General features: G+C 33.9%; 16 protein-coding genes and 1 riboswitch. Of the genes, 12 read left to right on the top strand and 4 right to left on the bottom strand.

Annotated elements, in window-relative coordinates; all coding sequences use genetic code 11:
• The first annotated feature begins 93 nt into the window (after positions 1-93).
• From J3D55_RS18545 to J3D55_RS18530, 4 genes are all read left to right on the top strand, one after another.
• Entirely contained in the window at positions 94-1515 is a 1422-nt protein-coding gene (locus J3D55_RS18545; RefSeq protein WP_259133045.1) for a CCA tRNA nucleotidyltransferase, read from the top strand.
• Positions 1516-1701: 186 nt separating this feature from the next.
• The gene (locus J3D55_RS18540; RefSeq protein WP_259133034.1) at positions 1702-2739 is read left to right on the top strand and encodes a hypothetical protein; all 1038 of its coding nucleotides are present in this window, start codon (positions 1702-1704) and stop codon (positions 2737-2739) included.
• Positions 2699-2980 (top strand): hypothetical protein, encoded by a 282-nt coding sequence (locus J3D55_RS18535; RefSeq protein WP_259133032.1) that lies wholly within the window; start codon positions 2699-2701, stop codon positions 2978-2980. Before J3D55_RS18540 ends, J3D55_RS18535 begins: the two co-directional genes overlap by 41 nt.
• Positions 2946-5057 (top strand): hypothetical protein, encoded by a 2112-nt coding sequence (locus J3D55_RS18530; protein WP_259133023.1) that lies wholly within the window; start codon positions 2946-2948, stop codon positions 5055-5057. The genes J3D55_RS18535 and J3D55_RS18530 overlap by 35 nt, the downstream gene beginning before the upstream one ends.
• 99 nt (positions 5058-5156) lie before the next feature.
• On the opposite strand, the gene J3D55_RS18525 is transcribed toward J3D55_RS18530, so the two are convergent.
• The 4 genes from J3D55_RS18525 to J3D55_RS18510 all read right to left on the bottom strand — a co-directional run bounded on the left by J3D55_RS18525 (position 5157) and on the right by J3D55_RS18510 (position 9250).
• On the bottom strand, positions 5157-5960 hold the full coding sequence (locus J3D55_RS18525) for a hypothetical protein (protein WP_259133021.1): 804 nt from the start codon (positions 5958-5960) through the stop codon (positions 5157-5159).
• A 13-nt stretch (positions 5961-5973) separates the two neighbouring features.
• Positions 5974-6198, bottom strand: a complete 225-nt coding sequence (locus tag J3D55_RS18520) for a hypothetical protein (RefSeq protein ID WP_259133019.1) — start codon at positions 6196-6198, stop codon at positions 5974-5976.
• A 13-nt stretch (positions 6199-6211) separates the two neighbouring features.
• Positions 6212-8038, bottom strand: coding sequence for a TonB-dependent receptor plug domain-containing protein (locus J3D55_RS18515; RefSeq protein ID WP_259133017.1), 1827 nt, complete (start codon positions 8036-8038; stop codon positions 6212-6214).
• 29 nt (positions 8039-8067) lie between these two features.
• A riboswitch (cobalamin riboswitch) is annotated at positions 8068-8244 on the bottom strand.
• A gap of 523 nt (positions 8245-8767) precedes the next feature.
• Positions 8768-9250 carry a cytidine deaminase gene (locus tag J3D55_RS18510; RefSeq protein WP_259133015.1) on the bottom strand — a complete coding sequence of 161 codons (483 nt, stop codon included), beginning with the start codon at positions 9248-9250 and terminating at the stop codon, positions 8768-8770.
• A 102-nt stretch (positions 9251-9352) separates the two neighbouring features.
• Between J3D55_RS18510 and J3D55_RS18505 the strand changes: the two genes are divergently transcribed.
• The 8 genes from J3D55_RS18505 to J3D55_RS18470 all read left to right on the top strand — a co-directional run bounded on the left by J3D55_RS18505 (position 9353) and on the right by J3D55_RS18470 (position 15015).
• Positions 9353-10405, top strand: a complete 1053-nt coding sequence (locus J3D55_RS18505; protein WP_259133013.1) for an NADH:flavin oxidoreductase/NADH oxidase — start codon at positions 9353-9355, stop codon at positions 10403-10405.
• 30 nt (positions 10406-10435) lie between these two features.
• Entirely contained in the window at positions 10436-10726 is a 291-nt protein-coding gene (locus tag J3D55_RS18500; protein ID WP_259133004.1) for a DUF2752 domain-containing protein, read from the top strand.
• Between the two features lie 23 nt (positions 10727-10749).
• A complete protein-coding gene (locus J3D55_RS18495) occupies positions 10750-11079 on the top strand; it encodes a CCC motif membrane protein (protein WP_259133003.1) in 330 nt (109 codons plus the stop codon).
• A gap of 232 nt (positions 11080-11311) precedes the next feature.
• Positions 11312-11716, top strand: coding sequence for a type VI secretion system tube protein TssD (gene tssD, locus J3D55_RS18490; RefSeq protein WP_259133001.1), 405 nt, complete (start codon positions 11312-11314; stop codon positions 11714-11716).
• Positions 11717-11870: 154 nt separating this feature from the next.
• Entirely contained in the window at positions 11871-13688 is a 1818-nt protein-coding gene (locus tag J3D55_RS18485) for a type VI secretion system Vgr family protein (protein WP_259132989.1), read from the top strand.
• Complete coding sequence (locus tag J3D55_RS18480) at positions 13657-13803, top strand: hypothetical protein (RefSeq protein WP_259132979.1); 147 nt, start codon at positions 13657-13659, stop codon at positions 13801-13803. Before J3D55_RS18485 ends, J3D55_RS18480 begins: the two co-directional genes overlap by 32 nt.
• Positions 13804-13805: 2 nt before the next feature.
• On the top strand, positions 13806-13976 hold the full coding sequence (locus J3D55_RS18475; protein ID WP_259132977.1) for a hypothetical protein: 171 nt from the start codon (positions 13806-13808) through the stop codon (positions 13974-13976).
• A 64-nt stretch (positions 13977-14040) separates the two neighbouring features.
• On the top strand, positions 14041-15015 hold the full coding sequence (locus J3D55_RS18470) for a DUF2931 family protein (RefSeq protein WP_259132975.1): 975 nt from the start codon (positions 14041-14043) through the stop codon (positions 15013-15015).
• The last annotated feature ends 22 nt before the right edge of the window (positions 15016-15037 follow it).

The raw sequence follows: 15037 nt of genomic DNA, 5'->3' as shown, positions 1-15037 counted from the left end.
TATTTTTTAATTATTTAAAATTTAATCTAATTGCTATCTTTGCAAAAATTTCATTTTATATCAGAAATCTGATATTTTACATCTTAAATAATAATGATAATCAATCTTAATCAAAATAAAAATCTAAAACTTTTCAAAATAATTTCCGAAGTTGCAGCCGGAAACAATCAGTCTGTATATATTGTGGGAGGCTATGTTCGGGATTTGCTGATGAAAAGAAAAGCTTCTACGGATATTGATTTTGTGACCGAGCAAAGCGGAATTGAGCTTGCCCAAAGCGTAGGAAAAGAAATCGATCCCAAAATGAAAGTTTCCGTTTTCAAAACGTACGGAACGGCGATGATTAAATATAAAGATCTTGAACTTGAATTTGTGGGTGCAAGAAAGGAAAGCTACACAGAAGACAGCAGAAAACCTGAAGTAGAAGGCGGAACAATCGAAGACGACCAGAAAAGAAGGGACTTTACGGTGAATGCGATGGCGATTTCTTTAAATAAAGATAATTTCGGCGAATTAATCGATCCTTTTAACGGAATTGATGATCTTGAAAAAGGGATTCTGAAAACACCTTTAGAACCCGCTCAAACCTATTCTGATGATCCTTTGAGGATGATGAGAGCGGTGCGTTTTGCTTCAACTTTACATTTTACAATAGAAGAAAATTCATTGGAAGCGATCAAGCAAGAAGCAGAAAGAATCAAAATTGTTTCAATGGAAAGAATTATGGTGGAATTTAATAAAATCATGCTTTCTCAAAAGCCTTCCATCGGATTAAAATTGATGGCAGAAACAGGTTTGATGAAATTAATTATTCCTGAATTAATCGATCTTAAAGGAGTAGAAGAGGTTGAAGGACAGACTCATAAAGATAATTTTTACCACACGTTGGAAGTTGTTGATAATATTTCTGAAAACACAGATAATCTCTGGCTTCGTTGGTCTGCATTGCTTCACGATATCGGAAAAGCTCCGACAAAAAAGTTCGTTGAAGGAACAGGATGGACTTTCCATGGTCATGAATTTTTGGGCTCTAAAATGGTAAAAAGCTTATTTCAAAGATTAAAATTACCATTAGGACCGGACATGAAATATGTTCAGAAAATGGTAAAACTTTCGTCCCGTCCCATTGCTCTGATTACAGATGATGCTTCGGATGCAGCGTTGAGAAGACTGCTTTTTGATGCTGGAGAAGATATGGAAGATTTGTTTACGCTTTGCAAAGCCGATATTACGACCAAAAATTCTAAGAAACAGGAAAAGTTTAAGAAAAACTTTGAATATGTGGCTGTTAAAATCAAAGAAGTGGAAGAGAAAGATCAGGTAAGAAATTTCCAGCCGCCCATTTCCGGAGAAGAAATTATGACGATGTTTAATCTGAAACCGGGTCGTGAAATCGGAATTTTAAAGGAAAAAGTAAAAGAAGCAATTTTGGAAGGCGAAATCGGGAACGACAGCGAAGAAGCAAGAAATTTTGTAATTGTAGAAGCGGAGAAATTGGGCTTAACTTTAGCATAAAAAATTACATTTTAAAATAAATAATGAAGCAATGGATTTATCTGTTGCTTTATTTTTTGACTAAAAATTAAATTATAATAAAATCTTAAAATTTTGTTAACGAAATCTTAAAATTTGCATGAGTTTTGCTATTACATTTATGAAAAATTTCAAGTTCAATTTCGTTTAATTTTAAAAATTTTATTGGTGAAAAAACTCCTGCTATTTTTATCATTGCCTTTTCTCTTTCTGTCATGTGAAAATAAAGTCGAAAAGGTAGATCGTGCTTTTTATTACTGGAAAACAGAACGTAACTCCATGTCACTTAAAGAAAATCAGATCATAAAAAATCAAAATGTAACAAAGCTTTACATTAAGTTTTTCGAAGTAGATTATACCGAAGCAATGGGAAATTTTCCTGTTTCAAAAACCGATATGCGAACCTCTTTTTACAATGAAAATAGTATGATAAACTGCGAAATTATTCCGACGATCTATATCAAAAATATTGTTTTTAAAAAAAGCAATGAAAAGGATTTGGATAAATTGGCAGATAACGTCAATTTTCTAATTAATAAATATTCCAAGGAAAAATTTGACTCTGCAACTGTTTCCGAGATCCAGATTGATTGCGACTGGACTGCTTCTACAAAAGACAAATATTTCTATTTTCTTAAAAAATTAAAACCTCTTGCTCAGAAAGAAATTTCGTGTACGTTGAGGTTGTATCCTTATAAATATCCCGATAAAATGGGAGTTCCGCCGGTTGATAAAGTGACGTTGATGTGTTATAATTTAATCAATCCGCTGGAAGATGATTCCAAAAACTCTATTTTGGATCTTAATGAGCTTAAAAGTTATCTGAACACAGACAAAAAATATCCACTTCATATGGATGTTGCGCTTCCTTTGTATTCGTGGATGCAGGTGTATCAAAACAAGCAGTTTACCGGAGTTTTGTACAACGGAGGTGAGCTTAAAAAATCCCTGAAACCGATAAAACCACTTTGGTATGAAGTGACGAAAGATACCGTTATCGATTACAAAAATTATCTGAGAGTAGGAGATAAAATAAAATATGAAGAAATAACAACTTCTCAGGTCGATCAGGCAATTGCAATTATTAAGAAAAATGTAAAGCTTGATAAGGAAATTACCGTAACCCTTTTTCATTTAGACGAAAACCAGTTAAAAAATTACACAGATGCAGAAATTAGTCATTTTTATAGCGATTTTACTAAGTAATTTTCTTCTTGCGTGTGGTTTTTACCCATATGGAGAAGATGTGAGATTTCATTTTTTCAATCCGGATTATTTTTCTTATCAGAAATACAATTCGTTTTATTATTCGTCTTTAAGTTTTGGCGATCAATCTTACTATGATGGTACTAAGGTTTTTGATTCTCAGAATGAGGAGCTTTGGAGAAAATACTGCAACAATAAGGTTTCTGTTGAAGACATTACAGAGGTTTCTATGGAATTATAGTTTTTCGGATATTCATTCTAACGATGGCAATTCTTTTATCCAATATTTATTTAAAACTAAAGATACTGAAGCGATTAATTATTTAAAATTTGCAAAAAATTGTGAGTTTTTTAATACTTGGCAGGAAGATCCGTGGGAAAGAAATCAAAATACAGTTAAGGTCAATAGAAGTAGTATTTTAAATAAAGCGATCACGTCGGCTCACGTTGTAAAAAGACCTGAAATCAAAAAGAGATATGCATTTTTAGCGATTCGTCTTGCGTTTTATAATCAGGATATGAAGCAGATTAATACGATATATGATCAATATTTTTCACCTGATACATCTGAAGATATTATTGATAGTTGGGCTTTGTATTTTAAAGCGATTGCTGAAAAAAATCCGGCGCTTAAAAATATTTATTTCGCCAATGTTTTTGCTAAATGTCCTGATAAACGCTTTGTTTCATGGCAATATTTTAATTCAAAAATAGCTGAAAAAGATGTTTTGAATGATGCTAAAAATAACATAGAAAAAGCTAACGTTTTACTGCTGTACGGAATTTATAATCCGGGTAAAAACCTTGATAATTTAAAACAAATTTATACCTATAATCCAACATCTGAAGGATTGGGTTTTCTGCTTTCAAGAGAGATCAATAAGCTTGAAGACTGGGTTTATACGCCTTATTATACTTTATTTGATCCTTCGATGATATCTTCAGGATATGCAATGAAAGATAATACTGAAAGTGAATCTATTCAACAGGTTTTAAAAAGATCTGAATTTGACAGAAAATATGCTGCCGAAGTTTTGAAATTTATTAATTCTGTAGATATTTCTAAGGTTGATAATCCTGATTTCTGGAAGTTTGCAAAAGCCGAACTTTTATTAATGACAAAAAATTACAAAGAAAGTTTAGTGCAAATTTCACAGCTTGAGAAGTCTTTGTCTAAAGATTCAAAAATTCGTGAAAATCTTGATCAGATCAAAGTATTGAATCTTTTTGCAAATCAGACTTACGGAAATGCCGTAATCCCGGAAAATACTAAAGAGATTATTATTAAAAATAAAAATAACCGACGTTTCATTTTTGCATTGGGAAGAGAATTAGAATATCTTGGAAACACCGATGATGCGGCACTTTTATATGCTTCCATGGATCATACTTTTTCGGAAAATGATTATTCTAGTTACAATTATGTTTACTATAAATCTTTAAAAAATAATAACAAAACATACGGAGATTATTTTGAAAATTCTTTTAATTATCTCGATGCGGTTTACACTTCTGAGCAATTATTGAGTTTCATTAAAAAAGCTAAGGATACAGAAGGAAAAACAGATCTTTTTTCTCAGAATTTTAAACTAAACAAATCTTCTGTTCAGGCATTGTATGACTTGCTTGGAACAAAATATATGAGGGAGAATAAGCTTAATTTTGCCCTAAATACATTTCAAAAACTGGGAAAAGATTATTATGACAATCAATATTCACTTTGGGAAAGAAAGGATCAGGATGCTTATAATGATGTAATTTTTGATGAAAATCCTTTCTATCATTTGAAATATACACCGGATTTTATTCCTGAAAAAGAAGAGTTTAGGTTAAATAAAATTTCCATCACGCAAAAGCTTATTGAATATAAAAATAAAGCTGATAATCCGAAAGAAAAAGACCGCGATTATTATTACTTTTTGGTTGCCAATTGCTATTACAACATGTCTCAATACGGAAATGTATGGATGATGAAAAGGTATTATAAAGGTTCAAGAAATTTTTCTATTCGGGATGATAATGAAGAATTTATGACTGCAAATTTGGCGAAATTCTATTACGGAAAAGCTTTTGACAATGCCAAAACAGATCGATTTAAAGCTCTTTGTCTGAGAATGCAAGGGAGATGTGAAAACTACAGACTCGATTTTGAACAAGATAAAAAGGATGAATATTTCTCCCTTTCGGATCAATATGTTGAGGATAGATTGGAGAAAAATTCATACTATCAAAAACTAAAAAATAATTATCCGGATCAATATGAAGATATGATGAGTACGTGCGATTTCTTTACTTCTTATTTTAAAGCAAGAAGGTAATGATAAAATAAATCCGGGCGGTTTCGAAGAAACCGCCCGGAAAAAAAACACAAATGATGAAAAAAAATAATTTATTTTATACGCAAAAAGCGATATAATTTAGTTTCCATATACTCCGTTTGATCCTTTACCCGCTGTAAAAGTCTTAAGAATAGATCCCGCTGTAGAATAGACAGTGATTTTACTGTCCTCAGTAAATCCGTTGGCGTCTGAAACGAAAATTCTGTCATTCACAACACTGAATCCGTATAAATTAGAATAAGGATCAATACTGTTTGCAACCGTAAATAATGGAGCAGAAGGTACTGTTGTAGCAGTCAGATCCATTGCGTAAACTTTAAGACCTGAAGAAAAATACATTTTGCCTTTTTCTATTTCAAGGTTTGTTGCATCAGTAATTCCTGTCAAAGTATATGTTTTTGTGATAGTTCCTGTATTTGAAATTTGATAAACATAAGAATCCGTAGTTCCTGCAGCAATTGCATAAACCGATTGATTATAAGCAATCATTTTGTTGATGTTTCCACTTGGCAAAGTGATCGTTGATTGTACTTCGTTGTTAGAAGTTGTGATGTAAGAAATTTTGTTTCCGAAACCAAAAGAAGCATTCTGTACAAAAATATTATTGTTAACTGCAACAATTCTTTCAACATTATCCGTAAAATTGATTTTTTTAACGAAAGATAAATCAGAAGTTTTGTAAATACTTACAAATTTATCACCTCCGTATTTATCATTAGTTACGTAAAGGTTATTGTTGGCAAAAGCCATAAAACGGGGGGTATTTAATTGAGAGGTAATTTCACCTAACTTTTTAAAGTTATAACGGTTTACGATCTGGATTTTGTTAGAATTATTTAATAACAAATAAGCGTTTTCACCGTTGTATGCGATAGTCTGCAAAACATCACCCAAATTAGAAACCTCCGTTATTGCTTGAGAAAATATTATCCTGCTTAATGCTTAAATCTGAACTTACATACGTTACGTCTGCATTTGGTTTTCCGAAGTTCCCTTCATTAGCAATTAGGAATCCGTTTCCGTAGTACATTTCCTGATTCACATCATTATCACTGTTACAAGAAACAGTAAAAAGCAATGCAGAAGCAAAAGCAATTGTTAAAAGTTTAGTTATTTTCATATCTTTTTTTAGTTTAAAAATTAATGGTTGCGTAAATACTGTAATTTCTTTTCGGCATCGGATAATACGAAACCGTTTCGTAGACAGTATTTGTGATATTATTTACTTTAAATCCTAAAGTGTATTTTTTCAGAAGCGTTGCAGAAATTCCTGTATTCATTACAAAATAAGGATCAATAGCATCGGCTCTTTTTTCGTCGGTTGTCGTGTAAGTAAGCCCGTTGAAAAGCCCCTGAACATAAATTCTCAGGAAATCGTATTGATATTCAATATTTCCGTTCGCTTTATGGATCGGAACATATACCATTTGGTTTCCGGTTTCTTTGTTGATGGATTTTGCGTAATTATAGCCTGCATTCAGCTTAATACCGTGTTTTCCGAAGTTTTTATTAAAAGTAATCTGAGATTCTAGCCCGTAAGATTCTACTTTATAGGTATTTAAAGGCGCCCAATATCCGTAAGGTGTCGGGAGCCAGTTGATGTAATCCTTGATGTGCATATAATACGGACTCAAAGTAATTTTGAAGTTTCCAAAACTGAATTCATGATCCATATCTACATTCGTAGAATATTCAGGAAGCAAATTTAAGTTTCCTCCCGGTTGCCAATAAAGATCATTAAATGAAGGATATCTGAAGTTTCTGGAAAAATTGGCTCCGACGTGATACCATTTTACAGCATTCCATTTTCCTGAAAAAGAATATAAAAATGGCGATTTTATACCTTCTACAAAATCCTTTTTTGCTCCGACTTCAACACGAAGATCTTTCGTGAAAAAATATCTTAATAACCCTGCAACAGAACCTACATTTCGGCTGATATTTCCAATTCCTGACTGATAACCAACGCCTTTGTTTACTTGAAATTCTCCAATGGCATTGAAATTAAGTTTAGGCGTAATAAAGTAATTAAAATCATCCTTAAAAATATAATTTTTTCCTGCCGCGCCACTTTCTTTTGGCTTGTCAATATCTCCAAAATACTGGAAATTATCTTCCGTATAAGCGGCTTTTAAACTGTTGGAAAGTTTATTTTTATCGATATTCCAGGCAAGTAAACTTCTTAAAGTCTGAGAATTGTATTTTGTTTTGTTCCCGTTTTCTACAAAAATAGGATAGTATTGTGAACCGTCAAAAATTTGGTTTTGCCATGAAATCGTCTGGTGATTAGCTATTTTATAAGAAGCTCCGACATTGATTGAGGTATTATAATATCTACCATTTCTGTTGATATATTCTTCCTCCGGAACTTCATAATCATTTTGGCTGATAGAATAATTCCCGGAAACTTTAAAGCTGAATTTTTCATTACTGAAACCAGCCTTCACAAAATTATTAAAAGTGCCAAAAGAAGCCACTTCCGAGAAAAGAGAAGCTCTAAAACCTTTGTTGAAATCCAGATTATTATTCAGGTGAATACTTCCTCCGATTGCCGAACTTCCATACTGAACGCTTCCTCCGCCGGATTTCACTTCCAGTTCATCATATCCGAAAAGCGGAATATTGTTCACATCACCTTGCCCAAGAAATTGAGAATTAATATTAATTCCGTTCCACACAAAAGCAGTGTGTCCCGCGCTCGTTCCCCTAAAAGAAGGCGACGAAACCGCTCCACGACCATTTTCTTTGATGTAAACCTGAGATTGGAAACGCAATGTTTCAGAAAGGTTGGTTGAATTTTTTTGGGCGTCTTCCGGTGTAATGGTATTGACTTTATGAAAAAGCTTCACCTTATTCATTTGATTGTCAAAAACATAAACCGTGTCGATCGTTTTCTCTTGTGCAAAAAGAAAACAACCGTAAGACGAAAAAAGCAGTACTAAAGATCTTTTTATATCCATTTTCTTTTACTTTTCCTCCGAAAGCAATGTTTTTTTATTAGATTTTGGCAGGTCTCCTGACTTTCGCTTTTCTACACCTTCCCGTTTGCACAGTGGTTTGTCGTAGAAATTTCAGTTGCGATTTACAGTTGCGGGGACAGTTTGGGAGTTCAACCCAATTCCCTTTTCATTCCAAATGATTGGAAACCAAAATTTTTGCAAAGATAACTTTTTAAATGTATTTCACAAATTCACAAAAAATAAAAGAAATTTTGCGAAAAACAATATTTGTAGAAAACTAGTATCTATTACACCATTTATAATTTATCATTCATCATTCATCATTTATAATTTTTTTTGAAGCTTTTCCCGCTATCCACTGTATCTTTTTGGTTACGGTCTCCGCTTCGCTTCGACCGCAACCAAAAAGGATGTCGTTTCTATCGGGGCTATGATTGCAGGTATTATTTTCAACATTTCTAATAGCCACAAAGTTTGTCATTCCGATAGGAATCCAGACTCCGTTATTAAAGCATTATTTTAAGATCACTGCTTAGATTCCTACGGAATGACAAACTGGATGTTTTTATCTCATTAATAAGCATTCATTTTTCAACATTATTATGAGTATTATTCGATTCAACCGGAAAATAAAACATCAAAATAATAGTATCACTAATAAACACGAATAAAACCTTGTGTCATTTGTGAAAAAATTAGTGCCATTTGTGTTTAAATAGATTTTGTAGCCTACAAAAAAGTAGCATCAAAATAAAACGGCAACAAATCCTTAATGGCATGTACATTCACAACCTCTTCATTCATACTAGAAAAATAAAGTTCGATGTTTTCATTCTGTTTGGTTTCATATTCCATTAAGCTTTGTCTGCAAGCTCCACACGGTGGAATTGGCGGATTTTTCTCATGAAATTCTTTCGGACCTCCGACAACGAAAACCTTCTTGATTTTTACATTCGGAAAATTGGCGGCAACCCAAAAAAGAGCCGTTCTCTCCGCACAAAGTCCGGAAGGATAAGCCGCGTTTTCCTGATTGTTTCCGGCGTAAATTTCACCATTTTCAAGCAAGATAGAACAGCCTACCAAAAACTGAGAATAAGGAGCGTATGCGTTTTCACGAGCCTGTTTTGCTCTTTCGAGTAATTGCTTTTCTATATCGTTCAGTTCACTGCTATTCTTAAAATATTCGTAACTGATTTGAGTTTCTTTTTTCATATATTGTGGATTAAAAAAAGGGGGATAAATTTACTTCTTTTTAATGAGGTGGACAATATTATCTCATCCCTCAAAATTTTAACAAAAATATTTAGATCAGAAATGTTATATACTCCAATCAAATTCAGAAATGTTGAGTTGAAAAACCGTTGGGTAATGTCTCCAATGTGTATGTATTCTTGTGAAAACGGTCTTGCGAATGACTTCCATTTTGTTCATTACGGAAGCAGATCTCAAGGGGGAACAGGTTTAATCATGGTGGAAGCAACCGGTGTTGAACCTCGCGGAAGAATTACCAACCATTGTATGGGAATCTGGAATGACGAACAGGCAGAAAAGCTTCAGAAAATTGTAGAATTTGTACATAAAAATTCTGACAGTAAAATAGGAATCCAAATTGCACATGCGGGAAGAAAAGGTTCTACCTGGAACAATCTTCAGATTCCGGTGGAGGAAGGTTGGGAAACCGTTGCGCCGAGTCCGATTCCTTATCATCCGACAGAAAGAATTCCTCATGTTTTAACGGTTGAAGAGATTAAAGAACAGGTTCAGAATTTTAAAGAAGCTGCGAGAAGAGCTGTAAAAGCAGGTTTTAATGTTATTGAAATTCACGGAGCTCACGGTTATCTCGTTCATCAGTTTTTGTCTCCACTTTCAAATATCAGAACAGATGAATATGGCGGAAGTTTCGAAAACAGGATCAGATTTTTAATTGAAATTGTTGATGCCGTGAACGAAGAATTAAATGAAAATGTAGCTCTTTTCGTAAGAATTTCAGGAACGGAATATGCTGAAAACGGTTGGGAAATTGAAGACAGCGTAGCTTTAGCAAAAATATTAAAAAATCATCAAGTTGATTTGGTTGATGTTTCAAGTGGAGGAAATATTCATGGGGTAAAAATTCCGCTTTTTGACGGCTATCAAGTTCCACTTTCTTCACAGGTAAGAAATGAAGCCGGAATAAAAACAGGAGCAGTTGGTCTAATTAAAAAAGTATCTCACGCAGAAGAAATTCTGGAAAAAGGTGATGCCGATCTTATTTTTATTGCAAGAGAAATTTTAAGAAATCCTTATATCGCTGTTCAGGGCTCGTTTGAGATGAAAGAAGATTGCTTTTTTCCACATCAATATTTAAGAGCAAAAATTTCTACATAATTTTTATATATTTGAGAATCAAAATACAAAATGAAAATAGAAGATTTCATGCTACCGTGTCCTACCAAAAAATTCTTAGGAATTGAATGTTTTGGTTGTGGCAGTCAGAGAGCTATTGTCATGGTTTTTGAAGGAAGATTTGGTGAAGCATTTCATATGTTTCCGGCGGTTTATACTTTGTTGCTTTTTTTTGCAACAGTTTTTCTCACTTTTGTAGATAAAAAAAGGAATTACGGTAATATATTAATCTTTCTGGCTATTATTAATTCTATAATAATGGTTGTTTCATATTTTTACAAGCATCACATTTTGATAAATTAAACACAAACATTAAAATTATAACTATGAATCAAAAATTACCAAACGCAACTGTCGTTTTAGTTTTAGGAATTGTATCTATCGCAACATGCTGTTGTTATGGGATTATAGGTCTTATAGTAGCAATCATCGGTCTGGTTCTTGCTAAAAAAGATCTTGCCTTGTACAAGCTGAATCCGGAAGAATATAGTAATTACGGAAACCTGAATGTAGGAAGAATACTTTGTATTATCGGTATCGTTCTGAACGTAATTTCTTTAATCTATTACGTATACGCTATCATGTCTGTAGGAGTAGATGCGCTTTCAAATCCAGAATTATTGCAGGAGAGAATCAGAGAACTTCAGGGACAGTAATAAACTCAATAAGAATTATAGAAGACCGCACTTTAGCGGTCTTTTTTTTTATGCATCAATACAATTGTTTTAAATTTTATGTTAATAATTCTTAAAAATTAAATCAATAGTAGTAGAATTACTACAGAATGTAAAACTACCTGTTAAAAATTATCTCAATTAGATTCTGAGACCTATATTTGTCTTACCATCATCATGAGAGTAGAATATTAATGAAATAAAATTTACAAGTATGGCAGCAAATTCAAGAGGAATCTTAAAATTCAATGGCGGAGAAGGACAAAAACTATTGAAACTCAATTACAGCGTATCCCGATCTACGGATGTTTCCGGTAGAGTGGCTTCGGATCCGTCCAACGCAATTATCAAAGTAACCGTAGAAGCAACGGAAAAATCAGATATTCTGGAAAGTTTACTGAACGGGAAATATAAACCTACGAAAGGAGAAATTACTTTTAATAAATCTCACGAAGAAGGAACGTTAATCACCCTAAACTGGGAAAACGGTTATGTGATCGATCACGAAATAGATTTTGATGCACTCGACAGCAATAGCATGTTGATCAGCTTTGTAATAAGTGCCGAACAAATCTCTTACGGAAACTCAGAATATAAAGGACTTTGGCCATCTAGCTAAATCTTTATACTGAAAATATGAATGTAGCTGTTTTATAAACAATTACTGGTATGTATTCTGAAATTTTTTCAAAAGAGAAGTCTGTATCTGTGATTCGGGATTCTCTTTTGATTAAATAATTTCTAGTTTAAAAGCACATCAAAAAAACAAGATTATGTCATCCACACCTGAACAAAATGGGAGTGCACCATTCCGTCCGACTCAAAACGCAGACGGAATATCTGCAAATCATCATATTGGAATAAACCGCCTGGTTAAACTTTCGGTTGTTATCGAAGGAAAAATAATTAAATATTACAAGCATTTTAAACTTCAGCAAAGTGCACAACGCCATCATGAGTTTACCCTTACGTTGGCTCACGACGCTTTGGGAGATTTCCAGAATCACACATTGGAAGAGGCAAATAAATTCCTTGGAAAACGTTTGACAGTGGTAATTTCATACAAAGATATCGACAGCAGTCCGGAAAGAACTTTTGTGGGAGTCATCACAGGAGTAGGATTCAGTCAGGAAAAAATGAGCCTTGGAAATATTGTGTTAAAAGGTTACAGTCCTACCATTTTATTGGATGGAGCTCCTCATATTCAGAGTTTTGGAGGAAGCCAGTCGGTAAATATGGGGATGATTGCCGAAGAAATAATTAAACAGGGAATCGACAAAAGCAGGTTTGATGTAAGAATTGATACGAACGATTATTCTCAAATCATTTACAGCAGTCAATACAACGAAACACATTACAATTATCTGGCTAGAATGGCTGAAGCGTATGGCGAACAGTTTTATTATGATGGTGAAGTCTTGCATTTCGGAAAACTTCCGGCTCAGAATAAGCCGATTCAATTAACGTACGGAAGTAGCGTAAATGATATTAAAGTTGAATTAAAAGCCGTACATACAAAACCCCAGTTTTACGGATACAACAGTAGTAAAAACGAAAAACTGATTTCGGGAGAAACGCCTGTGCAACATGTCGGAGATCTTGCGAAAAAGTCTTACGAAAATAATGATAAAATCTATAAAACACCTTCACTGCAGATTGCTCCAATTAAAGCAACAACGCATCTTGATGTAGAATATTCTCAGAAAAGTGCGTCGGGAAGTGAGGCTGTAAATGTATTTTCTATTGAGGGAAATACCACCGTTCCGTTTTTGCATCCGGGCTGTATTGTTGATGTTCAGATGCGGAAAACAGATTCCAACGAAACCTCTTATTTCACCAAAATCATGACAACGGAAGTTACTCATGAGATTGATACGATCGGTCATTACAAAGGAACTTTTGAAGGAATTGCAGCAGATACAGGATTTTTACCGAAACCGGATTTTACCGTTCCGAAAGCAGAAACGCAAACTGCCATCGTGATTTCTAATGCCGATCCGGAAGGTCAGGGAAGAATTCAGGTGAGATTTGATTGGCAGACGAATGATACGACCCATTTTATCCGAATGATGAGTCCTGATGCAGGAGGAACAGACGAGATCACGCAGAACAGAGGATATGTTGCGATTCCTGAAGTCGGAGATCAGGTGATGGTGAATTTTGTTCACAGTCATCCAGACAGACCTTTCGTAATGGGCGGAATGTTTCATGGCGGAGTGGCATTAGGAGGCGGAGTTAATAATCATTTAAAATCAATTCAGACCAGAAGTGGAATCCGGATTTTGATGAATGATGAAGAAGGAAGTGTAAATATTATCGATCCAAGTGGAAATTTTTTCTTTATGGATGGTAAAGGCAATATTTCTGTAAACGCACCTAAAAATTTCACTTTAAAAGCAGGAGAAAACATCAGCATCACCGCAGGAAAAGAAATTTCAATTGATGCGGGAGAAAGTATCACAAGCTCAGCCAACGAGAATATTGTTTCCACGGCGGGAACAGATATTATGATGACGGCAACTGGGGATATCAAAGAATCGTCGGATACGAGAAACCGAGATGGTGGAAAAGGAATTCAGAAGACAATCTGAAACTTCGAATGAAATTGCAGGAGAAATCTCCATGTTCAGCGAAAAAGAAAATATGACCATGCAAAGTGGAAAAATTGTAGAATTCAACAGTGCCGAAAAATCTAAACTTTTCTAATCATGGCAATAAGAAAAACCGCAAGAAATATATTGATCAAGGTAAATGATTCTTACCACCTGAGTGTTGGTAAAAAGGTTGAAAAAATTGCAGGAAAGATCAATACAGAAGCTAAGAAGGGAAACCTTGTTTTGGCAAGCAATAAAAAAATAATGTCTCATGGGAATAAATAAATTGAAGTTCCTGATTCTATTTGTGGTATGCAGTTTCTCATTAATAAGTTGTCAAAATAAAAAAATGGAAGAAAAGTATAATTGGTTAGGAACCGTCTCAGCACCGCAGGAATATCCGATGGAAGTATATAAAGGAGCCATTATTGCTGATGATTTCAGTTATGGTTTTGATGCCATTTGGGGAACACAAAATACCGGTTGGGGAAATGAAGGCGGAACGATGAGTGTAGAAACCAGATTAATGGAAATTCCTCACAAATTAGAATTTACCTGGTATTCTTTAGTGGAAAGAAAATTTTACACCGGAAAGTGGGATTTAGATAAAGAAAAAATAAATGATCTGTTTAAAAAAGGTTTTATAGATCAGGATAATAATAAAAAAACGACTTACACCAATTTTATAGTTGGTTTGGCGCCAAAAGGAAAAGTAGTTTTATGGATCAACGGACCGGGAAATCAAACTGAAGTTGGCGCTTTTCAGGCTCATGACACGATTATTACGAAGGAAAAAGCATATGATAATGCAAAATATATGTTGAAGGAAGGTTTTGCAGACAGAATGCTGGACGATCCATCTTACAAAACATTTAAACCTGAGGTAATAGCAAAAATAAAAGAACAGGGCTATCCTAATCCTGATATTTATGAAGTTTACAGAGAAAAATTTAATTGGAAACCCTCAGTAATAGTGCCTGAAGGCGGAGAATGGATCGATTTTGGATTTAATAATTATAACGGAGAGCAGGAAAATCTTTTTGCAGAAAGCTTACATAATGATACCTATCAAAAAAGAGCTGTTCCAAAATTTTGCGGTTTTTACTGGAGAGATAAGAGCAAAAATAGATATGCAGTTTGGATAGATTCTTTTGACGAAAAAGAAATTTTTGATCTCTTCCAAAAACTCGGAAAAGAAGAAAATATAGAGTTGGTTATTAAAGTTAATCCTGATAACACCAAAGCATCTCTGTCATTAAAAACAGAAAAACAGGAACTTCCAATTACAAAAGCTAAGATAAGATTGTCTCATAAAATAGAATAATTTATCCTTATTCATCAATTTT

Source organism: Chryseobacterium ginsenosidimutans, assembly GCF_024807225.1.
Lineage (GTDB): Bacteria > Bacteroidota > Bacteroidia > Flavobacteriales > Weeksellaceae > Chryseobacterium > Chryseobacterium ginsenosidimutans.
The sequence above is the reverse complement of the archived record's forward strand: the minus strand, read 5'-3'. Positions and strand labels throughout refer to the sequence as shown.